Source organism: Qiania dongpingensis (genome assembly GCF_014337195.1).
Classification (GTDB): Bacteria; Bacillota; Clostridia; order Lachnospirales; family Lachnospiraceae; genus Lientehia; species Lientehia dongpingensis.
Window position 1 is genome coordinate 139,823 of sequence record NZ_CP060634.1, and the last position, 22,995, is coordinate 162,817.

The 22,995-nt window shown below is 49.2% G+C and carries 18 protein-coding genes and 1 riboswitch; of the genes, 15 read left to right on the top strand and 3 right to left on the bottom strand.

What is annotated here, in order from left to right; all coding sequences use genetic code 11:
* Positions 1 to 10: 10 nt before the first annotated feature.
* From H9Q78_RS00615 to H9Q78_RS00640, 6 genes are all read left to right on the top strand, one after another.
* Positions 11 to 895, top strand: a complete 885-nt coding sequence (locus H9Q78_RS00615) for an energy-coupling factor transporter transmembrane component T (protein WP_249302945.1) — start codon at positions 11 to 13, stop codon at positions 893 to 895.
* Positions 868 to 2,559, top strand: coding sequence for an ABC transporter ATP-binding protein (locus H9Q78_RS00620; RefSeq protein ID WP_249302946.1), 1,692 nt, complete (start codon positions 868 to 870; stop codon positions 2,557 to 2,559). The genes H9Q78_RS00615 and H9Q78_RS00620 overlap by 28 nt, the downstream gene beginning before the upstream one ends.
* Positions 2,526 to 3,461 (top strand): ECF transporter S component, encoded by a 936-nt coding sequence (locus H9Q78_RS00625; protein WP_249302951.1) that lies wholly within the window; start codon positions 2,526 to 2,528, stop codon positions 3,459 to 3,461. Before H9Q78_RS00620 ends, H9Q78_RS00625 begins: the two co-directional genes overlap by 34 nt.
* 15 nt (positions 3,462 to 3,476) lie before the next feature.
* A complete protein-coding gene (locus H9Q78_RS00630; RefSeq protein ID WP_249302952.1) occupies positions 3,477 to 4,961 on the top strand; it encodes a DUF4430 domain-containing protein in 1,485 nt (494 codons plus the stop codon).
* Positions 4,962 to 5,041: 80 nt separating this feature from the next.
* On the top strand, positions 5,042 to 5,908 hold the full coding sequence (locus tag H9Q78_RS00635; RefSeq protein ID WP_249302953.1) for an AraC family transcriptional regulator: 867 nt from the start codon (positions 5,042 to 5,044) through the stop codon (positions 5,906 to 5,908).
* An 8-nt stretch (positions 5,909 to 5,916) separates the two neighbouring features.
* A riboswitch (cobalamin riboswitch) is annotated at positions 5,917 to 6,093 on the top strand.
* 100 nt (positions 6,094 to 6,193) lie between these two features.
* On the top strand, positions 6,194 to 10,177 hold the full coding sequence (locus H9Q78_RS00640; RefSeq protein WP_249302954.1) for a cadherin-like beta sandwich domain-containing protein: 3,984 nt from the start codon (positions 6,194 to 6,196) through the stop codon (positions 10,175 to 10,177).
* A 59-nt stretch (positions 10,178 to 10,236) separates the two neighbouring features.
* Here H9Q78_RS00640 and H9Q78_RS00645 read toward each other — a convergent pair whose 3' ends face one another.
* Positions 10,237 to 11,457 (bottom strand): ribose-phosphate pyrophosphokinase, encoded by a 1,221-nt coding sequence (locus H9Q78_RS00645; protein ID WP_249302955.1) that lies wholly within the window; start codon positions 11,455 to 11,457, stop codon positions 10,237 to 10,239.
* 187 nt (positions 11,458 to 11,644) lie between these two features.
* Between H9Q78_RS00645 and H9Q78_RS00650 the strand changes: the two genes are divergently transcribed.
* From H9Q78_RS00650 to H9Q78_RS00670, 5 genes are read left to right on the top strand one after another with little or no spacing between them, the layout of a single operon-like run.
* On the top strand, positions 11,645 to 13,021 hold the full coding sequence (locus H9Q78_RS00650) for a DUF512 domain-containing protein (RefSeq protein ID WP_249302957.1): 1,377 nt from the start codon (positions 11,645 to 11,647) through the stop codon (positions 13,019 to 13,021).
* Entirely contained in the window at positions 13,014 to 14,339 is a 1,326-nt protein-coding gene (gene der / locus H9Q78_RS00655; RefSeq protein ID WP_249302959.1) for a ribosome biogenesis GTPase Der, read from the top strand. Before H9Q78_RS00650 ends, der begins: the two co-directional genes overlap by 8 nt.
* Before the next feature lie 2 nt (positions 14,340 to 14,341).
* A complete protein-coding gene (plsY, locus tag H9Q78_RS00660) occupies positions 14,342 to 14,977 on the top strand; it encodes a glycerol-3-phosphate 1-O-acyltransferase PlsY (protein ID WP_249302961.1) in 636 nt (211 codons plus the stop codon).
* Positions 14,978 to 15,024: 47 nt separating this feature from the next.
* On the top strand, positions 15,025 to 16,035 hold the full coding sequence (locus H9Q78_RS00665) for an NAD(P)H-dependent glycerol-3-phosphate dehydrogenase (RefSeq protein WP_249302963.1): 1,011 nt from the start codon (positions 15,025 to 15,027) through the stop codon (positions 16,033 to 16,035).
* Between the two features lie 37 nt (positions 16,036 to 16,072).
* Positions 16,073 to 17,272, top strand: a complete 1,200-nt coding sequence (locus H9Q78_RS00670) for an FprA family A-type flavoprotein (protein ID WP_249302965.1) — start codon at positions 16,073 to 16,075, stop codon at positions 17,270 to 17,272.
* A 143-nt stretch (positions 17,273 to 17,415) separates the two neighbouring features.
* Here the strand turns inward: H9Q78_RS00670 and H9Q78_RS00675 are convergent, their stop codons facing one another.
* On the bottom strand, positions 17,416 to 17,637 hold the full coding sequence (locus H9Q78_RS00675) for a hypothetical protein (RefSeq protein WP_249302967.1): 222 nt from the start codon (positions 17,635 to 17,637) through the stop codon (positions 17,416 to 17,418).
* A 324-nt stretch (positions 17,638 to 17,961) separates the two neighbouring features.
* Positions 17,962 to 19,359 carry an MATE family efflux transporter gene (locus tag H9Q78_RS00680; RefSeq protein ID WP_249302969.1) on the bottom strand — a complete coding sequence of 466 codons (1,398 nt, stop codon included), beginning with the start codon at positions 19,357 to 19,359 and terminating at the stop codon, positions 17,962 to 17,964.
* Positions 19,360 to 19,524: 165 nt separating this feature from the next.
* Here H9Q78_RS00680 and H9Q78_RS00685 point away from each other — a divergent pair, with 165 nt between their 5' ends.
* From H9Q78_RS00685 to H9Q78_RS00700, 4 genes are all read left to right on the top strand, one after another.
* The gene (locus tag H9Q78_RS00685) at positions 19,525 to 20,877 is read left to right on the top strand and encodes an MATE family efflux transporter (RefSeq protein WP_249302971.1); all 1,353 of its coding nucleotides are present in this window, start codon (positions 19,525 to 19,527) and stop codon (positions 20,875 to 20,877) included.
* A 1-nt stretch (position 20,878) separates the two neighbouring features.
* The gene (locus tag H9Q78_RS00690) at positions 20,879 to 21,535 is read left to right on the top strand and encodes an HAD family hydrolase (protein ID WP_249302972.1); all 657 of its coding nucleotides are present in this window, start codon (positions 20,879 to 20,881) and stop codon (positions 21,533 to 21,535) included.
* 140 nt (positions 21,536 to 21,675) lie between these two features.
* A complete protein-coding gene (locus H9Q78_RS00695; RefSeq protein ID WP_249302974.1) occupies positions 21,676 to 22,245 on the top strand; it encodes a DUF305 domain-containing protein in 570 nt (189 codons plus the stop codon).
* A gap of 104 nt (positions 22,246 to 22,349) precedes the next feature.
* Positions 22,350 to 22,991 carry a lactate utilization protein gene (locus H9Q78_RS00700; protein WP_249302975.1) on the top strand — a complete coding sequence of 214 codons (642 nt, stop codon included), beginning with the start codon at positions 22,350 to 22,352 and terminating at the stop codon, positions 22,989 to 22,991.
* The last annotated feature ends 4 nt before the right edge of the window (positions 22,992 to 22,995 follow it).

Consider the following 22,995-nt stretch of genomic DNA (forward strand, 5'->3'; position numbering starts at 1 on the left):
AGGAAAAGCTATGGATACATTTGAAGGATACCATCCGGTTGTGAACTTTACTTATTTTTTAATGGTGCTTCTGATCACGATGTTCTCCATGCATCCGCTTTTTTTGGCCATGACGTTTCTGGTATCTTTTCTTTATTCCTTCATGCTGGAAGGCGGAAAAGCGGTAAAGCGGAATCTCTGTTTCCTGATACCGATCGTGCTGCTGGCGGTTCTTTTGAACCCTCTTTTTACTCAGAGAGGACAGACCATTCTTTTTTATCTCAACGATGCCGCGGTGACCATGGAAGCAGTTGCCTTTGGAGTAGCGGCGGCCATTATGTTCACCAGTATGATCATCTGGTTTTCCTGTTTCAGCTGTGTCATGAATACGGATAAATTCATATATCTGTTCGGGAGGATCATACCGTCTGTCGGCCTGGTCTTATCCATGTGTTTCCGCTTTATCCCTCTTTTAAAAAGAAGGTTCCGCGAGATCGCCCAGGGGCAAAAGTACCTTGGACGGAATTTTACCGGTCAGAAGCTGTTTCGGAGAGTGAGGCAGTTGGGCAAAGAGATATCCATATTGATCGCCTGGTCTTTGGAGGCGGGAATTGAAACATCTGATTCTATGGAAGCCAGAGGATATGGACTGAAAGGGAGGAGCAGCTACAGTATCTTTCGCTTTGACAGGCGGGATGCGTTCATGCTCACTTCCATAGCCGCTCTTTCTGGAATTGTCATCTATGGATGTTTCCAGAAGGTCAATTCCATCTTGTATTATCCAAGAATTGTTTTCCGGGAGGTAACGGCACTGTCCGCTGTTGTATATATAGCTTATGGTATTTTGCTGCTGCTTCCCATTTACATAGAACTGCAGGGAGAGATAAAATGGAAACATTTGTATTCAAAGATGTAAATTTCTGCTATCCGGGCAGAGAGAAAAAGGCTCTTGATAAAATGAGTTTTTCCATCGAGGAGTCCCAATTCGTTTTAATATGCGGAAAATCAGGATGCGGGAAGAGCACTCTCCTGCGCCATATGAAGAAAAGCCTGATTCCATATGGGGAAGGAGAAGGAGAGATTTATTATTGCGGACAAGATTTTATGCACCTGGATGATCGGACAGATGCGGAAGAAATCGGATTTGTAGGACAAGATCCGGAAAATCAGATCGTCACCGATAAGGTCTGGCATGAGATGGCTTTCGGCCTGGAGAATCTGGGACTGTCCACAAATTCCATCCGCAGAAGGGTCTCTGAAATGGCGTGCTATTTTGGAATCCAGTCCTGGTTTCGAAAAAATACGAGCGAACTCTCAGGCGGGCAGAAGCAGCTTTTAAATCTGGCCTCTGTGATGGCTATGTATCCTAAAGTAATCGTTTTAGACGAGCCAACGGCACAGCTTGACCCGATTGCCGCCTTGGAATTCCTGGAAACCCTGAGAAAGATAAACCGAGATCTTGGTATTACTATCGTGATTTCTGAGCACCGTCTGGAAGAAGTGTTTCCAATGGCGGACAAGGTCATGGTCATGGAAGAAGGGAGACTTTGCTTTTGGGGGACTCCCAGGGAGACAGGCGCTTATTTAAGCGACCGAAAATGCCGCCATGAAATGTTTCTGGGTCTTCCGGCCCCTATGAAAATATATGCGGATGTGGACGGAGGGGATGATTATCCTCTGACTATCCGGGAGGGAAGACTATGGCTGTCAAAGGTTTTTCCGAAAATTATGGTGAAGTCGCTTCCAGAATCGGAAGAAGAGTCCGGCGAAGACAGGGAAAAAGCAGTTACGATCAAGAATGCCTGGTTCCGTTATGAGCGAAATTCAGAAGATGTGGTGAGAGACTTATCTCTTTCCATAGAGACGGGAGAGTTTTTCTGCCTGCTCGGCGGCAACGGCGCAGGAAAGAGCACAACGCTCGGTATTGTATCTGGGGTAAACAAGCCGTGGAGAGGCGCAATACGGATTTTAGGAAAGCCGCTGGAAAAATACAAGGGAAATGAACTGTTTACAAACTGCCTGGGGGTCCTGCCGCAAAATCCGGCGTCTGTTTTTACAGAGATCACGGCAGAGGAAGAGCTTTATGAAGCGCTTTACTATGACCCTGTGCCCAAAGAGGAAAAGCTTTTGCGAATTCAGCAGATGATGCAGAAAATGCAGCTTGGCGGCATGGAACAGGCTCATCCCTATGATCTGTCCGGAGGAGAGAAACAGAGGCTCGCTCTTGGAAAGATACTCCTCAGGGAGCCTAAAATACTGCTTTTAGATGAACCGACAAAAGGGCTGGACCCTTTTTTCAAGACAATATTGGCCGACATATTGAGGGAGCTGAAAAACCAGGGGGTCACGATTTTTATGGTGACCCACGACATTGAGTTCTGTGGGGAATATGCAGATCGGTGTGCAATGTTCTTTGACGGAGGGATATCAGCGATAGATACACCTCATGAATTTTTCGGCGGAAATAATTTTTATACGACAGCGGCGAACCGGATGTCCAGACATCTATTTGAACGGGCGATCACTTATAGGGAAGTGGTGGAGTTATGTGGCAGAAATATACAGAAAAACAATTCCTGAAATTAAGACGTAAACGGATTTTTGTCTCAGCGGCTGTGATTTTTGTTCTGATACCGCTCACCATTTTTGTTGGGATCGAATTTCTGGAGGACAGAAGTTTTCTATTTATCAGTCTGCTGATCATCTTTTATATTATGGCGCCCTTTTTCATGATGTTTGAGGGAAGGAAGCCAAGGGCAAGAGAGATTGTTCTCGTGGCTATGATGACGGCGCTCACCGCTCTCGGAAACATGATATGCTATATCACGATACCTTTCCAGGCGGGGACCGCCATGGCGATCGTTTCCGGAATTTCTCTGGGACCTGAGGCCGGCTTCCTTGTGGGAGCGCTGGCGCGGTTTGTGTGCAATTTCTTTCTGGGGCAGGGACCATGGACCCCATGGCAGATGTTCTGCTGGGGGATTCTCGGATTTTTGGCAGGGGTGGTGTTCAATAAAAAAGATCTGGATAAATTGAACAGCCGGAGTTTCCGGGTGATAGCTGGACCGATCACAGGAGTTTTTCTTGCCATTTTGGCGGCCTGGCTCGAATGGCGGATAAGCGGTAACGGTATCTTTATGGGCTGGCGGCTGTATGTCTTCGGCGCGGTCGGATTGATCGCCGGATATTTGATACAGAGGAAGAGGATGCCGGTGGATGACTTGACCTTGTCCGTATATGGATTCCTCACGACCTTTATTATTTACGGCGGCATCATGAATATCTCGGCGCTGGTATTCAACAGCTATGTCTCAGCTTCCGGGCTGGATATAAACTGGGAGTCTTTAAAGATATTATATATTTCCGGCGTCCCGTATGATTTCACCCATGCCCTGGGGAGCGCCTTTTTCCTGTTTGTTTTTGGAGAAAAGGTGATCCGGAAAGTAGAACGTGTAAAAATCAAATATGGGATTTACCGATGAAAGAGAGGAGCAAATATGAAAGAGAATAAAGTCAGGAAAATTATATTGGGTATCTTGTCTGTTGTGATCGTGGCCGGGATCGTACTGCATTTTTCCATTAAAGGCCCCGATATTAAGAGCAAGATTTCCAAACAGGTATCCATCGGGCGGGAGCTTGTGAACACGGCTGATAAAGGGAACGATAACGGTCAGTATTCGGAATACGCGGTAAAATCATTTTCGGAAAAAGTGGAGGCTGCCGCTGCTGTGATGGCGGACAGAAAAGCCGCCGAGGACGATTCCAAAAAAGCGTTGGAACAAATCAAATCCGACATAGAAGATTTTAAAGTGGCGGAAAACGAAAATTCCATTTCCGCGGCGGATGTTCAGGCCCTTATGGATGAGGGAGGGATAAAAGAACACACAGAAGAGGTATCCGAAGGCCTTCAGGCAGAATGGAGGATCGAAGGAAACAATCTGGATGAGGCTGCTCCTGTCAATCTGGACATCAAAGAAGACGGCGTATATACCGCCGATCTGAACCAGCAGGTTTCGGACAGCTATGAGGCAGAGAGGGTTTGTAATTTTTCCCTTCGTCACGATGGAAAGCTTCCGGGAAAAGCGACGCTTGTTCTGAAGGGGGATTTCAGTCAGGAGGAAAATTATCTGGCCTGCAGATATGACGGAGAGGCAAAGGGAATCGAGGAGCTGGAGGTTTCTCTGAAGAACGGATTTCTGGAACTTGGCGTGGAACAGGGCGGGGATTATGTTATTCTCCGGGGTGAAGAAAAAGAGCTGGTAAATCACGGAAATACGAATACTGGTACGAAGGGTGCCGATTCATCGGAAGCTTCAGAAGGGACATCCGGAGAAAGCGATTCCGAGGCGTCAGAAAGTACGTCATCACAGGGAGAGACAATAGAAGGGTCTGTTCCCTCCGGCGCGCAGGGCGAAGAAAATACGGCTTCCGGGGAGAATCCCAGTTCCGGCGGCCGCACGGAGAATACAGAAGGGAATACGTCTGGGAATCAGGGCGGAAATTCCCAGACGGCTCCGACTCAGCCTGCGCCGACTCAGCCCGCACCAACCCAGACTGCGACGGAGCCGGAAGAAGTAACGCGTACCTGCATCATAGAGATTCGCTGCGATACCGTTTTGAACAATATGGATCAGCTGACAGAAGGTTTAGAGGGGTATATCCCCGGCAATGGTGTGATCTTATCCGCTTCCGAGGTGGAGCTTTATGAAGGAGAGACCGTATTTGACGTCCTGAAACGGACGACAAGGGAAACCGGGATCAAACTGGAATTCCGGAACGACGGCGTACATGGAGCCGGCTACATTGTAGGCATTAACCATTTGAATGAATTTGACTGCGGAGAAGGCAGCGGATGGATGTATACGGTCAACGGATGGTTCCCCAACTATGGATGCGCAAAGTATGTTCTGGAGGATAATGATGTCATTCAGTGGATTTATACCTGTGATCTGGGAAGGGATATCGGCGGACATTACTGGTGAATTCCGGTGAAACCGCAATTCCGGATTAGAAAACCGGAGAAGGTATGTGCTATAGTGAAGAAAGTGCAGGAGGAATAGCAGTGGGATGCACAGATATGATGAAAGAATGCCGAAACTATATAGACAGTCATCTGGAGTCAGAGCTGTCGGCCATGGAGCTGGCGAAGCGTTACCATTATTCTTATTATCATTTTTGCCGGATTTTCCAGATTTCCAGCGGTATGTCCGTAGCGTCTTATATACGGGAAAAACGGTTGGAGCTGGCGGCAGAAAAGGTGAAAAAAGGAACCGGTATATTCGAAGCGGCTTTGGAAGTGGGATTTGAAACACCCAGCGGTTTCGTAAAGGCCTTTAAAAAGAAGTTTGGCTGTACGCCCACGGAATATTTAAAAATGCAGGCCTGCGGTATAGGAGGGGTACAAATGGAAGAACCCAGATTTGTGGCGTTAGGACCGATTCATGTATTGGGACACAGCTGTGAGTCCGATAAAAAAGAGCTGGACAGCGTTCAGAACGGGGCGTACTGGTTTCGGGAAAAAGGCTCCGAGGAGAAACAAAAACATCATCATGGACATATGGATGAGAACACGGTGAAGATTGGTTTATGGCTGAAAGAGCCGGATGCCCAGGGTAATTTGTCCTATTTTTTCGGTAAAAAACTAGAAGCAGATCAGACTGGTCCGGAAGGATTGAATGTGGTCACGATTCCTGCCGCGGAGTATGCGGTATTTACGACAAGACCGCTGGATATGACCCTGGAAGAGGGGCATAAAGCTTTTGCGGAGAGCATCCGGGAGACCTGGAAATATATATATGAGGATTGGCTGGAGACCAGCGGCTATGACCTGGATGAAGAAGGCTATGATTTTGAGTGTTACGATGCCAGATGTAAGGATAAACACGCTTCCTGCATGGATATTTATATACCCGTGAGAAAACATAAATAGAAGCAGAAAATAGAATTCGCGATGGCGGTTGTTTGTTACATTAATAGGGAACACGGTGAAAAACCGGGACAGCCCCCGCTACTGTAAGAGGGATGAACGTCTGCATAAGTCACTGGGAGACCGGGAAGACGCAGACCAGTAAAGGGAACTCGAGTCAGGAGACCTGCCGGCATTGCAATGGGTGACTTTTCGGGAGGGAAGGTCTGGGTTTTTAAAGCTATTTTAAATCCAGATGTACCGGAAGGTCATCTGGATTTAAATTTCTGCCGAAAGAAGGAGAGAAAGATGAGAAGGATAAGCAAGATCAAAAAACGAGTACTGTCTTTGGTACTGTCGTTTCTTCTCCTGGCCGGCACGGTTCCGATGAATTCGCTGGCTGCCAGTGAAGAAGCGTCATCAACTGTTTCAGGCGATCCGAAAGAAACGGTTGTTTCGACGGGGGAAATCGAAACGACGGCCGGAGAGGAAACAAAGATTGAGGAGACTACGGAGGCCAAGACGGAGAGTACTTCCGAGGATACCATTTCGGAAACCTCCGAGGAAACGACTGCGGCTGAAACTACGGCGCCGGCTACCGGCGCTTCCAAAAATGCTGCGGCTGAAATTCCCGCAACGAAAACGGCTGAGAAAGGGATAATATTATATTCCGACGTTTCTTCGGCGCAGCTGACCAGCCTGATGCTTGGCAACAGCCTGAGTATCACCGACAGCAACAAACTTCCCCTGGATAAGGAATTTGACAGCGGCGTTTTGGAATACGGCTGCACGGTCTACCGTTATACGAATAGGAACCTTTATATCAAAGTGAACGCGGAGAACGCTCAGACCATTGAGGCTTCTTATGTCCCTTACGGCTCTGATGCGGCGTCTTCTGTCACTTTGACAGCCGGAAACAGCCGGGGCGTGGTACTTACCAACCTGCTGAAGAATGGTTCTAATGTCCTGACGCTGACCCTGACGGATGCAGATGGGAATAAAAAGGAGTATAAAGTAACCATAAACTGGAAACCCACTCTGAGCGCGCTGAATGTATATACCCAGGATATGAGCACTGCCACTCTGAGTCCCAAATTCAATTACAGCACCACAGAATACGAAGTTGTGGTTCCTTCATCGGACACTTCCATGACGATCGGGGCGATTCAGAGATCTGCGGACGGAGATGTTCAGCAGCTGACGGTAAATGGTGTTCTCAGTGATCCGGATGTGGAAGGCGGGAATGTAACAGTCACTCTGCCAGATGAAGATACCTTCACCATACCTGTCGTTGCGAAGGATACAACGGGCGGTGCGGAGACGTCGACGGTATATAATCTGAAAGTGACGAAATCTTACGATGTTACCTTCCAGCCCGATCCAGTGTTTGCTTCTGTGACTGTGCTGAGCTCTGACGGTACGGAGATGGCGCCGGTAAACGGTGTCTATACTCTTCCGGCCGGCAGCTACACCTATAAAATAACGGCGAACGGCTATCAGGATCTGGAAAAGAGCCTGAGCGTTGGAAAAGGACAGGCAGTCAGTATCCAGGAGAGTCTGACAAAAGCGGCAGATTACAGTGACGTTTCTTACGTGGAGAACATGATCTCCTTCATCGGAGGCGTTACCTTAAGACTCAGCAAGCCGAAGATCGATGCGGCGAGAGAAGCCTACAACAACCTGGCAGAAGCAGAAAAGCCAAAAGTGAGCAACTATGATGTACTGGTAGAAGCGGAGCATTATTATAACCAGCTTCTGGCCAAAACAGAAAATCCTTCACCGGAAGATGCCCTTAACTGGAATCAGTTCCTCGGAAATGAGGATTTGAAGGGGATTTCGGATGCGAAGACGCCTCAGAGCGGCGACGAGCTGACAGAGAAATGGAAAATCCAGGCCACAGGCGGAAATACGATGATGCAGCATGTCAGCGCGCCTGCGTATTATAATGACTATGTATACTACACGTCGGATGACAAGGTCCGGAAGGTAAACCCGGAAACCGGAGCGATTGAGGCTGAAAATGATGTGCCCAAAAGCATGATGCTTCTCCCTCAGGTAACCTGCGCGGATGGAAAAGTGTTTGCAATGAGTACGGATGACAATAACAAAACCCGCGTGCGTGTATATAACGCGGACACTTTGGAGTTCCTTTATCAGACAGTTGCGCTGAGCGGGGCTCAGATCGAGACGCCGATCATGTATCATGACGGATATTTCTATTTCGCATCTTATGGAAAAGGAGCTTACTATGCCTTTATCGCAACGGATGAAAAGCTTGACTATGATATAAGTCCGGAATGGTCAGTAGGCGCCTTGCCCACCTCCAACCAGGGCTTTTTGTGGGGCGGAGCGGAGTTCGTCGGTGACTATGCGTATTTCGGCGACACAGACGGCAGACTGTTTGCTGTGAACTCCAAAACGGGAGAAGTAGTGGATACTTTGATCCTGGACGGATATCAGGTACAGTCGACTCCGAATTATTATGAGAAGAACCAGCGCCTTTACGTGACGCTTGCCATGAACAGCGGCGCGATTCTTTCCATCAAAATGAACGCGGACGGCACCTTTAACAGAGAATCGGAGAAATGGTTCAAATCGGACATCGCGGGATCCGGCATTAAATCCTCGCCGGTCATCTATAATGACAGACTGTATGTATGCGGCGGCGGCGGACACGGCGGAAGCGGAGAACCCTTCCGTGTCATCGATGCCAATACCATGACGGAGATCTACCGGATCGACGAGATCGCTTCAAAGGGGACACCGGTACTTTCCACCGCATATGCGACAGAGGCGAACAACCACAAGGTTTATCTTTATGTGGTGCCCTATGCGCCGGAGGGAGCCGTTTCCGACCGGGTTTCCAACATGTATATCATTCAGGACAGCGTAGGACAGACAACCCCAATCTACGAAAAGGTGGAAAACATAGGCGTGGGCCAGTATTGTTCCCAGAGCATGACCATCGGAAGCAACGGCCTTATTTATTACTACAATGATGCCAATTACCTTTATGCGTATGGTCTGGATGATCTGACGGCCAGGATCATCACCGGTGCGGATGTGGACCAGCAGATCAAACGTCAGCCGGAAGTGAACGAATATAAGTTCTATAATGATGCGGAGATAAGAAGAATCAAATCCCGGTATGACGCGCTGAGCGACAGTGAAAAGGCGATGGTAACACAGTATCAGAAGCTTCTTGATATCATGGCTATTTCCTCCATGGATCCGGCAGAACGGATGAACAACGGGATAGCGGCGATTCCGTCAATCAATGATATCACCTTGAATGACAGGGATATGATCGAGAATCTATACCAGGGTTACCAATTGATGGAGGAAGCTGACAAAGAGCGGGTCATCGGCTACAGTATTCTGGAAGCGGCCTATGCACAGATTCCGATCCTGGAGCGGAAGGTGATCACCGACGCGATCGTGGCGGATATTGAAAAGCTGCCAGCAGAAGCGGATATCCTGACGACGGATAAGGATGGAATCTATTCACTTTTAGAGAGAGTGAATGCGCTTGGAGATGACACATCTGCCATTACGAACCTTTCCCGACTTACCTCGGCGAAAGCACGTGTGGACCAGGTCATCAAACAGAGAAGCGACGTGGATTCTCTCATAAATGAGACTCTCCCCGGAGTGACCATAACTTTGGAAAACCGCGCGCTCATCGACGCGGTCGACAAAGCGGCAGAGGGACTGAATAAAAAGGACCTGATGAGCCTGGAAAGCTACGAATATTATGTAAGCCCTGCAAAGGTAAAGCTCATCAATGAGCTGATCAAGCAAAATAAGCTGGGAAATCAGCTGGAGATCACCAAAGATAACATCGGTACTCTGCAGTCCCTTTTGGATGAGATCAGGCGGCTTCATGACGGTGTGCTGGAGGACGACGAGAAATATCTGGAGAATTACAGCGCCGTATCCGTAGTTCAGGCGAAGATCGATGCCTTCAAAGAAGAGGAAGATAAAAAGGACGATAACAAGCAGGACGATAATAAACAGGATGACACTAAACAGGATGACAATAAGCAGGAAGATAATAAGCAGGACGGAAATGGAACGAATAATGGAGGCGACTCCAAGAATGACGGAAAGACGCCGGGAGGCGCTACTAAAACAGCCGGTGGGAATACAAAGACGGCGGGAGGAGCGACAAAGACTCTTTCAAACGGCAATGTAAAGACCGGAGATGAATCCAATGCGGCATGGCTGATATTTGTTATGTCTGCGGCGGCGGTGGCTCTTTTGGCAGTCAGCAGGAAAAAGAAGAGTATTTAAAACATAAAAAAGAGGCCATGTCCCTGATGGGATATGGCCCCTTTTTAAAAGTACTGTATTTACTTAAAGTTGAGCTCAAACTGCCGGAATTGTTCTTCACGGGTCCGGTTGTATTTCGCGATCAGTTTTTGAATCTTTTCGGTAGGATCGATGATCGTGTTCAGAGACCGGTCATGGTTAATGGTGTTGATGATGGCGGCGGTGAATTTGGACATATCGGCCTCCAGATACCATTCACGCGCTAAAAGTTCGTCCGGGCGGTAATTCAGATTCGTTGTGACCACATAATCAAAATAGCCGCGGCTGTGGAATTCGTCAAATTTATCAAAGCCGTCGGTGAACAGACCGAAGGTACAGCAGATGATCACCTTGTCCGCGTGGCGGTCCTTGAGCTCCTTAGCCGTATCCAGCATGCTTTCACCCGAGGAGATCATATCGTCGATGATGATCACGGTCTTTCCGGCCACATCAGCCCCCAGGAATTCATGGGCCACGATGGGATTTCTGCCGTTTATGACTGTGGAATAATCACGCCGCTTATAGAACATCCCCATATTGACGCCCAGGTTGTTGGCAAAATATACGGCGCGCCCCATGGCGCCTTCATCCGGACTGATGACCATTAAATGATCCTTGTCGATAGTCAGATCATGGTCCTTTTGAAATACCGCCTTGATGAACTGATAAGGCGGCATGAAATTATCAAATCCATGCAGCGGGATAGCATTCTGTACTCTGGGGTCATGGGCATCAAAGGTGATGATATTTGCCACGCCCATATTGGAAAGCTCCTCCAGCGCGCAGGCGCAGTCCAGTGACTCCCGTTTGCTGCGTTTATGCTGACGCCCTTCATACAGGAAAGGCATGACCACATTCACCCGGTGGGCGTTGGCGATGGATGCGCCGATGATTCGTTTTAAATCCTGATAGTGGTCGTCCGGGGACATGAAGTTCTGATGGCCGCAGACGGTATAGGTGAGGCTGTAGTTGACCACATCGACCATGATGAAAAGATCGGTGCCCCTCACGGATTCGTGAATGATGCCTTTCCCTTCCCCGGTGCCGAATCTGGGACAGGAAGCGTTCAGCAGATAAGAATTGCAGTCATAGCCGCGGTATTCGATGCTGGCCTGACGGCTGAGCAGCTCTTCCGTGTCATTTTTTCGGAAAGTCACGATATGCCGGTTGACCTTCTCTGCAAAGGAACGGCAGCTTTCCAGAGCGCAGAGCTTAAGCGGTGCTACAGGAATCGTATTTTTAAAAGCGTAATCATTGGACATGGGAATCCTCCAGTAATGATATATCCTTGTACAGTGGCGGAACAGAAACCTTACACTCATATCCACCCATACAATTTATAACATTTCTTGCGCCTTTTCGCAAGTACAAAAGAAGCAAATCCTTTACAAAGGAGGCAAATATTGTTATGATAGGGAAGGTGCGGAAGGTCCGCCCAGGAGTGTGATTATGAAAAAAGAAGGACATGTCATTACCTGTGTGCATCCCGATTCCGCAGCGGAAGATCTGGGGCTTGCCCCCGGAGATGTCCTGTTGGAAATAAACGGGCACAGGATCGAAGATATTTTTGATTACCAATATTATATGGAAGATACGTATGTGGAACTTCTTGTGAAAAAGCCGGACGGAGAGGAATGGCTTTTGGAAATCGAGAAGGACGAGGATGAAGACCTGGGGGCTGAGTTTGAAAACGGCCTGATGGATGAATACCGCTCCTGCAGAAATAAGTGTATGTTCTGCTTCATCGACCAGATGCCCGCCGGGATGCGGGACACGCTGTATTTTAAAGACGATGACAGCCGCCTTTCCTTTCTTCAGGGAAATTATGTCACGCTCACCAATATGAGCGACCACGATATAGACCGGATCATCGCCTATCATCTGGGCCCGATCAATATTTCCATCCATACCATGGAACCGGAGCTTCGCTGCCGGATGCTCCATAACCGGTTCGCCGGGGAGGCTCTTGCGAAAATCGGCCGGCTTTCAGATGCAGGTATTGAGATGAACGGACAGATCGTACTCTGCAGAGGAATCAACGACAGGGAGCATCTGGATTATACCATTGAGTCTCTGGAAAAATATCTGCCTCATATGAAAAGTGTATCGGTGGTCCCGGTGGGGCTCACCCGGTACAGAGAATCCCTGTATCCTTTGGAATCCCTGACAAAAGACGATATGGAGGATACCATCCGCCGTATTGAAGCGTGGCAGGACTATTATTTTGAACGATTCGGAAGTCATTTTGTCCACGCCAGTGATGAGTTCTATCTGATGACGGGAAAAGAGCTTCCGGAGGAAGCGCGCTATGACGGATATCTGCAGTTGGAAAATGGAGTAGGGATGCTCAGGCTTCTTTTAGAAGAAGTGGAGGAAGCCCTTTTGGCGGCAGCGGAAAGGGAGGCAGAAGTACAGGCGGTATCCATCGCGACCGGATGCCTGGCAGCCCCTTTTATCGAAAAGCTTGCAGGCCGGGTACGGGCACAGTATAGAGGGCCGAAAGTCCATATATACGCCATAGAGAACCGCTTTTTTGGAGAAAAGATCACCGTATCAGGGCTGATCACGGGAACTGATCTGATGGAGCAGCTAAAGGGAAAGAACCTGGGAAACAGGCTTCTCCTTCCGGCGAATATGCTACGGAGCGGAGAGAACGTTTTTCTGGATGATGTCACCGTGGAGCAGGTAGAGGCTGCTCTGCAGACGAGAATAGTTATTGTAAAATCAAGCGGGCAGGAGTTTGTAGATGCCCTGACAGGAGCCTGCGGGACTGGTGGAACGGCCGTCTATCAGGCATATGAATTAAAGGAGAAACCAGATGAGTAAACCGATCGTGGCCATTGTAGGCCGCCCCAACGTGGGAAAGTCCACCCTGTTCAATGTACTGGCAGGGGAGATGATCTCCATTGTAAAAGATACGCCGGGAGTCACCCGTGACAGGATCTACGCGGACTGTACCTGGCTGAACAGCCGATTTACCTTGATCGATACAGGAGGCATAGAGCCGGATACCAAGGATATCATATTGTCCCAGATGCGGGAACAGGCGGAAATCGCCATTTCTACGGCCGATGTGATCATCTTTATTACTGACGTCCGCCAGGGGCTGGTGGATTCCGATGCGAAGGTGGCGGATATGCTGCGCCGTTCCGGAAAGCCGGTGGTGCTTGTTGTCAACAAGGTGGACAGCTTTGCAAAATTTATGCCCGATGTCTATGAATTTTATAACCTGGGAATCGGGGATCCGGTTCCCGTTTCAGCCGCTTCCAGGCTGGGGATCGGAGATCTCCTGGATGAAGTCGTAAAACATTTTGACGAACAGGAGGGAGACGATGAGGATGATGACAGGCCGCGGGTCGCCATCGTGGGAAAACCCAATGTGGGGAAATCCTCGATCATCAACAAACTTCTGGGAGAGAACCGGGTGATCGTATCCGATATAGCGGGAACTACGAGAGACGCTATTGATACGGTCATAAAACGGAACGGAACAGAATATGTGTTCATTGATACGGCAGGCCTTCGGAGGAAGAGCAAAATAAAGGAAGAGCTGGAACGCTACAGCATCATCCGTACCGTCACGGCAGTGGAAAGGGCCGATGTGGTGGTCCTGGTCATCGATGCCACCGAAGGCGTAACGGAGCAGGATGCCAAGATTGCCGGCATTGCCCATGAGAGGGGAAAGGGAATCATCATCGCCGTCAATAAATGGGATGCCATAGAGAAAAATAATAAGACGGTCAATGAGTTTTCCGCGAAGATCCGGGAAATCCTTTCTTTTATGCCTTATGCGGATATCATATATATTTCCGCCCTTTCCGGCCAGCGGCTGCCGAAGCTGTTTGATCACATCGACGTGGTAATAGAAAATCAGAACCTGAGGATCTCAACAGGAGTCTTAAATGAAATCCTCATGGAAGCCGTGGCCATGCAGCAGCCTCCGTCAGATAAAGGGCATCGCCTGAAGATCTATTATATGACGCAGGTGGCCGTAAAGCCGCCGACCTTTGTCCTCTTTGTGAACGACAAGGAACTGATGCATTTTTCATATACCAGATATCTGGAAAATAAGATCCGGGAGGCTTTCGGCTTCGGCGGAACGTCCCTCCGGTTCATCACCAGGGAAAGGAAGGACAAGGAGTAATCATGGAACGTCTTATTTGTCTTGCGGCCGGCTACGCTTTTGGCCTAATTCAGACCGGCTATATCTATGGAAAGATCATACACAAGGACATCAGGCAGTATGGGAGCGGAAACGCCGGGACGACCAACGCTTTGCGGGTGTTGGGGAAAAAGGCCGGAGCGGTCGTATTTCTGGGCGATTTTCTGAAAGCGGTCGTCCTCTGCCTCCTGGTACGTTTCCTCTATGGAAAGACGCAGCCGGAAATGGCGCCTCTTCTGATGCTGTATGGAGGGCTTGGCGTCGTGCTGGGGCATAATTATCCTTTTTATCTGAATTTTAAGGGAGGAAAAGGAATTGCCGCCACGTCGGGCGTGATCATCAGCATGGACTGGAGGATCACTCTGGTGTGTCTCTTGGCATTTATCGTCAGCGTGGCAGCGACTAGGATCGTCTCCGTCGGCTCTCTGCTGGTGGTCAGTATTTTCTTGGCCATGTGGATCGGATTCGGACTTTTTGGGCTTCTGCCGCTGACAGGAGCGTATCTGACCGAATCTTATATCGTTGTTCTCGTGTTTGCCGCTTTGGCCTATTGGCGCCACCGTGCCAATATCAAACGGCTGTTAAATGGAACGGAAAATAAATTCGGTTCCAAGAAATAAGAATTCAGAAAAGAAGAGGACCAGACGGTTCTGAAGGAGAAGAAATCATGGCGAATATCAGCATAATCGGTTCCGGCACATGGGGAATGGCTTTATCCCTTCTGCTGTACAAGAAGGGGCATACGGTAAAGGTATGGTCAGCGATAAAAGAAGAGGTGGATATGCTCCGGGAAAAACGGGAGCACAAGAATCTTCCGGGCGTACCGATACCGGAAGATATGGAAATCACCGGGGATTTGGAGGCCTGCATAAAAGGAGCGGACCTTATGGTCCTCTCTGTGCCCTCTGTATTTACCCGTGCCACAGCGAAAAGGATGGCTCCCTTTGTGGAAAATGGGCAGATCATCGTTAATGTGGCGAAAGGGATTGAAGAGGAGTCCCTGATGACACTCTCAGAGCAGATCGAGGAAGAAATTCCCTGTGCGAATGTAGCGGTCCTTTCCGGCCCCAGCCATGCGGAAGAGGTGGGAAGAGGGATCCCGACCACCTGTGTCGTGGGAGCAAGGGATAAGAAGACAGCGGAATATATCCAGAACATTTTTATGTGCAGCGTTTTCCGGGTTTATACAAGTCCTGATATCATGGGAATCGAGCTGGGCGGTTCTTTAAAAAACGTCATAGCCCTTGCGGCCGGCGTCGCGGACGGCCTCGGATACGGCGACAATACAAAGGCGGCTCTGATCACCAGAGGGATGGCGGAGATTACCAGGCTGGCCCTTAAAATGGGAGCCAGGATGGAGACCATGTACGGTCTGAGCGGAGTCGGCGATCTGATCGTGACCTGTGCCAGCATGCACAGCCGGAACAGGCGGGCCGGCATCCTCATCGGACAGGGAAAGACCATGGATGAGGCGATGAAAGAAGTACAGATGGTCGTCGAAGGCGTCTATTCTGCGAAAGCCGCGTCCAAGCTGGCGGATAAATACGGGGTGCAGATGCCCATTACGAAGGAGATCAACAAAGTGCTCTTTGAAGGAAAGAAAGCCTCCGACGCAGTGGAAGATCTGATGCTCCGGGATAAAGGAATCGAACATCCCAATATTCCCTGGGAGCAATAATACCGGACAGACTGAATACAGGAGGGAAATACAGATTATGTACTGTGTGAAGAATATTACGGAAGATTTATACTGGATTGGCGGAAGTGACCGCAGGCTGGCGCTGTTTGAAAATATTTATCCCATACCGAATGGAGTTTCCTATAATGCGTATGTTTTAATGGACGAAAAGACTGTATTGCTGGATACGGTGGATTCTTCCATAAGTGAATTGTTTTTTGAAAACCTCGCCCACGTATTGGGAGAAAGGAATCTGGATTATCTGGTGATCGACCATATGGAGCCTGACCACTGCGCGGCCATTTCCGGCGTGGTGTTTCGTTATCCGGATGTGAAACTGGTATGCAATACAAAAACAGCCGCCATGCTGAAACAGTTCTATTCTTTTGATGTGGACTCCAGGATTCTCTTGGTAAAAGAAATGGATACCTTGAATACCGGAAAGCATACTTTGACGTTTGTCATGGCACCTATGGTTCACTGGCCGGAGACGATGGTGACTTTTGATTCCGTCACCGGAGCTCTGTTTTCCGCAGATGCTTTCGGCACCTTCGGCGCGTTGAGCGGAAATCTTTATGCGGATGAAATGAATTTTGAGAAGGACTGGCTGGATGACGCCAGAAGATATCTGACGAATATCGTAGGAAAGTACGGCCCGCAGGTACAGGCGCTGCTGAAAAAAGCCTCCGCGTTGGACATCCGGATGATCTGCCCCCTCCATGGACCCGTATGGAGAGAGAACCTCGGCTGGTTCATAGACAAATATAAAGCGTGGAGCAGTTACACGCCGGAGGATTCGGCGGTGATGATCGCCTATGGCTCCATTTATGGAAATACGGAAAATGCAGTGAACGTCCTCGCTTCCCGTCTCGCAGATGCCGGAGTGAAGAATATCGCCATGTATGACGTATCGGTGACGGATTCTTCTTATATACTCTCTGAGGCTTTCCGGTGCAGTCATCTGGTATTTGCGTCTTCCACTTACAACGGAGGGATTTTTACTCCCATGGAGACACTTCTTTTGGAGCTTAAGGCACATAATCTGCAGAACCGCACAGTGGCGGTGATAGAGAACGGGACCTGGGCTCCGGCGGCAGGCCGTCAGATGAAGGAAATCATATCTTCCATGAAGAACATGACGATTCTTTCCGAGGAGCTGACGATCAGATCCGCGCTCAAAGAAGAACAGCTTCCGCAGATGGAAGCGCTTGTCAAGGCAATCGCAGGATCCATGTAAATATGATACAAAATACTTTTTGGAATCATTTATCGTTGGCTCTGATCAGGCTCCAGTTAGACACCGGCAGAAGTTCCTGGCCGTCACGATTTCGGTTCGCTGGCGATGCAGGGGCCGCTTTATCCCCGCTCCGGGAGTACCGCTCACATGTCGGCGGAAAATCCGGATGATTTTTCGTCTCCGGTTCGCTCAGAAACGAAATCGGTATTTTTCGTTTCTGCCTCCCTCCGCCTGGGGAACACCGGCCTCTGCCCTGCGGCGCTCACCTTTAGGCCGGCCCGGAATCGTTCTGCCGGTATCCTTTCTGCCGCACCGTTTCGGATGATTTCCGTTCCCCTGATTCCAGAAAAGGATCGGATATCCACACGGCCCGCGCGCCTTACGGCTGCGGGCCGCGGTTGGCCGCCCCAATAGCTTTCAAAACAAACAGAAGCCCGCTTTGGTGCGGGAGGAGGAGCAGGAGGAACAATCCGATTCCAGCGAGCCGCCTGGATGGAAGCGGATTTCCTCCTGCCTCATCTGGTTATAAAGGTAAGTTTGTTTAAAAGATATTCAAAGGTATACCCAAGGGCACCCCTTAATTCATGCCCTCCGGGCAGGCGCGCTTCGTGCGGCAAGGTATAAAAAAACCCCGGAAGAGACTGCACTTGTTATGTGCAGTTCCCTTCCGGGTTTTTGGATATTCTGATTCAGACGCTTTCCGGCACGGAATCCGGTATGTTTTTTAACTGCTTTCTGTAAGTTCTGATCAGGAGAACGACGCACAGGGCGGCTGAAACGATCTCCGCGATTGGAAAGGCAAACCAAACGGCGTCCAGGCCAATGGTGACCGCGAACAAATAAGCGACGGGTACGATGACGAAGATCTGCCGTATCAGGGAAATGAGCAGACTGTAAAACCCATTTCCCAGAGCCTGAAACACAGAGGAGATAACGATGGCGGCGCCTGCGAATATAAAGCAGAGGCTGATTCGGCGCAGGGCGGGAACCCCCATGGAAATCATATCAGGGGAGCTGTTGAACATCCGGATGAGGGCTTCCGGAAAGATCTGGAACACGGCAAAGCCCACTGCCATGATGCCGACCGCGATAACGACACTCAGTCTGATGGTATCTATGATCCGTTTTTTCTTTCTCGCTCCAAAATTATAGGCGACAATGGGAATCATGCCGTTATTCAGGCCGAAGACCGGCATGAAAACAAAGCTCTGAAGCTTAAAATATACTCCGAAAACCGATACGGCAGTGGAAGAGAACATCAGGAGAATCCCATTCATTAAGAGAGTCATCAGGGAGACGACTGCCTGCATGATAATAGAGGGAATCCCGACCTTGTAGATCTGCCGGATGATGTAGCCGCTTGGACGGAATTTGCGGAACCGGAAGTGCAGCTCGTCATTTTTCTTTAAATTGAAAATGAGAGCCATTACGGCGGCGACACACTGGCCAAGGACCGTAGCCGCTGCGGCTCCCGCCACTTCCATGCGGGGAAAACCGAACAGACCGAAGATCATGATCGGATCAAAGATGATATTTATGATGGCGCCTGTCCCCTGGGTGATCATAGTATAGATTGTTTTTCCGGTGGACTGCAGGATACGTTCCAGCGTCATCTGCATGAAAAGGCCGATGGACACCATCGTACAGATGGTCAGATAATCCGTTCCGTACCGGACGATCACTTCATCCTGTATCTGGCTGGCAAAAAAGAACCGGCTTCCGAACAGGCCGAAAACGGCAAAGGCGATATAGCTTAAAAATGCCAGGAAAATTCCGTTGATAGCGGCGGCATCCGCCTGAGCGAAATTCCTTTCTCCCAGATTCCTGGAAAGATACGCATTGATGCCGACTGCAGTACCGGTGCCGAAGGCGATCATGAGACTTTGAATGGGAAATGCCATGGATACGGCTGTAAGGGCGGCTTCCGACAGCCGTCCTACGAATACACTGTCTACGATATTATACATTGCTTGTACCAGCATGGAAATCATGATGGGAAGAGACATGCTGATCAGCAGCTTATTGATCGGCATAACCCCCATTTTATTTTCCTGAGGCTGTGTCATTTTGACTTTTTCTTCTGTCATAAACTCACTCCATTCACTTGATTTCAAACAGCATCAGGAACAAGCATAGCACAATTAAAAAAATGCCGCAATATATTCCTTGTAGAAACAGAGAAAATGTGGTACTTTTAGGAATGGAGTGAACAAAAGGCTCGCAAAGAAATCAGAATAAGGAAGTTTTAAATTATGGCAAAGGATATGTCTGTGGGAAAACCGTTTCCTACTTTGTTCAAATTTGCAATGCCCATGGTGCTTGGGAATCTGTTTCAGCAGCTTTATAATGTGGTGGATTCCATGGTAGTGGGCAATTTCGTGGGTGAAGATGCCCTGGCGGCGGTCGGGACCACCACGGCAATCACATTTCTGTTTATCGCCATCGCCATCGGCATGGGTATCGGCTGTTCCGTGGTGATCTCCCAGCTGTTTGGGGCCAAGAATATGGATACGATGAAGCTGGCCATTCACACTGCGCTGATTTCCATGCTGGTGCTCAGCGTAATTTTGTCCATATTCGGTCTGGCGGCCCACGAATGGATTCTGAGATCTATGAAGGTGCCGGAAAATATTTTTGCGGATGCCGCCGCTTATCTGCGGATTTACTGCATGGGCCTGGTGTTTTTGTTCATGTATAATATCTTGAATTCCATTTTCAATGCTCTGGGGGAGTCAAGGTTCCCTCTTATCTTTCTGACCATGTCCTCCATCCTCAATGTGATACTGGACTTGTATTTTGTGATCGGGCTTCATATGGGAGTTCCGGGTGTGGCATGGGCGACGCTGATAGCCCAGGGGATTTCCGCAGTCCTTTCTTTTCTTGTTCTCATAAGGAGTGTGAGAAGGATTGAGACAATAGAAAAGCCGGCGCTGTTCAGCGGCCATCTGCTGGGGCAGATGTTCCGTCTGGCGGTCCCTACCACCATCCAGCAGTCCATTGTGTCGCTGGGGCTTGTATTTGTTCAGGGACTTGTGAACAGCTATGGTTCTGTCGTGATCGCAGGATATACGGCAGCCACCAAGATTGATACGATAGCCATCAATCCTATGGTACAGGTCGGAAACGCGGTGTCCACCTTTACGGCTCAGAATATGGGAGCCAAAAAAACGGAGAGGGTCAAGTCGGGGATGTGTTCCGGTCTTATCATAGCTTCCTCAATCTCTGTGTCCCTGGCGGTGATTCTGTATTTCTTCGGAGGAGCTTTTATAGGAGCTTTCATGGACAGCGGAAAGAGTGCGGAGGCCATAGGAGTAGGAGTCCATTATATGCGGGTGGTTTCTTCCTTTTACGTTGTGATGGGCACGATGAATGTCTTTAATGGAGTCCTCCGGGGGGCCGGCGATGTCCGGGTATTCATGCTCGCCACTCTGTGCAATTTTTCCGTCCGCGTGGCCGGTGCCCATATTTTGGCCGCTTCCCCTATGGGAGCCAGTGGAATCTGGTGGGCGATTCCCATCGGATGGATTGTGGGAGCTCTGATCTCTGGGAGCAGGTTTGCCAGCGGCAGGTGGAAGACTAAGAAATTGGCAGTTACGGAGGAATAAAATGGCACGGATAATCTTATTTGATCTGGACGGCACTCTTGCGGATCCGAAGGAAGGGATCACCAGATGTGTCCAGTATGGAATGGAGGCTTTGGGATATGCGGAGCCGGATCTCGGCCGGCTGACGCCGTTCATCGGGCCCCCGTTAAAGGACATGTTCATGGAATACTGCGGTTTTGAACCGGAGCAGGCGGATGAAGCCGTCAAGAAATACCGGGAGCGGTTTTCTGAAAAAGGAATGTATGAAAACGAGATTTATGAAGGTATAGAGGATATGCTAAGAACGCTTAAGGAATCGGGCATACGCCTGGGGGTTGCGACTTCCAAGCCCTGGGTATTCGCGGAACCGATTCTGAGGCATTTCGGAATCCTGGATTATTTTGAGTTTGTGACGGGGAGTGAACTGAGCGGCGAGCGTGTTCAGAAGAGTGAGGTCATCGAAGAGGCCTTAAGACGGTTCGGCGCAGGACCGGAAGAGAAAGGAAACGTCTTCATGGTAGGAGACAGGAAGCACGATATCCTCGGCGCATTGAAAGCCGGCGTGAATTCTGTGGGCGTCACATACGGATATGGAGGCTATGAAGAGCTTTCACAGGCAGGCGCCGGCCATATCGTCGATACGGTGGAAGAACTGACAGAACTTCTCTTAAAACTGTGATTAAAGGAAACGAATACGGAAAAATGCCGGCAATCTTCTTGTTTGCCGGCATTTTTTTACGTTTCCTCCTTTCTGAAAAATAAAGGGGTCACCTGTTATCGGCATAGTGAATAATCTAAAAGGAAAAGGAGGGATACCATATGTCTTGCAGACAGCCATTCAGTGATGTTACCAAGAAATATCTGTGTTGTTTTTATGAAATACTGGAGGATATGATCTCGGAAATGACAGAAGCAGAGCTGACAGACAGCTTGTCTCATAACTTTATCGTACAGATGATTCCCCATCACCGGGCAGCCATTGAAATGTCGTATAATATTCTGCAGTATACGACCTCAATTCCTGTACAGAACATCGCTCAGAATATCATAAGCGATCAGACGAGAAGCATTGAAAATATGCAGCAGATATTGGAAAACTGCAGCGGGCTTTGTAATTCAGAACAGGATCTGTGCCTTTATGACAGGCATTTCCGGCAGATTACGCAGACCATGTTTTTTCAGATGCAAAATGCCTGTTCCGACAATAATATCAATGCTGATTTCATGAGAGAGATGATCCCCCACCACGAAGGTGCGGTCCGGATGTCGAAAAATGTACTTAACTATTCCATATGCCGGGAGCTTGTCCCGATTCTTGAAGCGATCATTACGTCACAGGAGCGAGGGATACAGGAGATGAAACGGCTGCTCCGGTGTATCGGGCAATAGAGGATACGAACCCTTCTTTACATTGCTTTTTCCGGTGATCTTATGCTATTCTATACTTATATGAGGTCATCCGTCAAACGGGAGAAGAACAGGAGGAAGGAAACATGGATAAAACACCTAAAGAACTATTTCAGGAAAAGCGCGGCATTACCGTAGTGAAGAATCTGGAAAACCGTCATTTCGAGGCATATTACTGTCCCACAGAAGAAGAAGCCCTTCAAAAGGTATTGGAGTTAATACCGGAAGAGTCGTCTGTATCATGGGGAGGCTCCATGACCATCCGGGATATGGGACTTACGGATGCGCTGAACCGGGGGAATTACCGGACGATCGACCGGGATAAGGCAGAGAATGAAGAAGAAAAGAAGAAAGCATACAGGGACGCCATGTCTGCGGAATACTATCTGACCAGCGCCAATGGAATCAGTGAAGACGGACAGCTGGTAAATGTGGACGGTACGGGAAACCGCGTCGCAGCGATCGTATATGGACCGGAATATGTCATAGTGGTCGCCGGCATGAATAAAGTGGCGAAGACAGCGGATGATGCGCTGGTTCGGGCGAGGACCATAGCCGCTCCCACAAATCAGCAGCGTTTTCAGAGAAAAACGCCGTGTACGGTTACCGGCGCATGCGGGGACTGCATATCACCCGACTGTATCTGCAATCAGGTCCTGATCACCAGAAACTGCAGTCCTGCCGGGAGGATCAAGGTAGTGCTGGTCGGAGAAGAGCTGGGGTATTGACTGA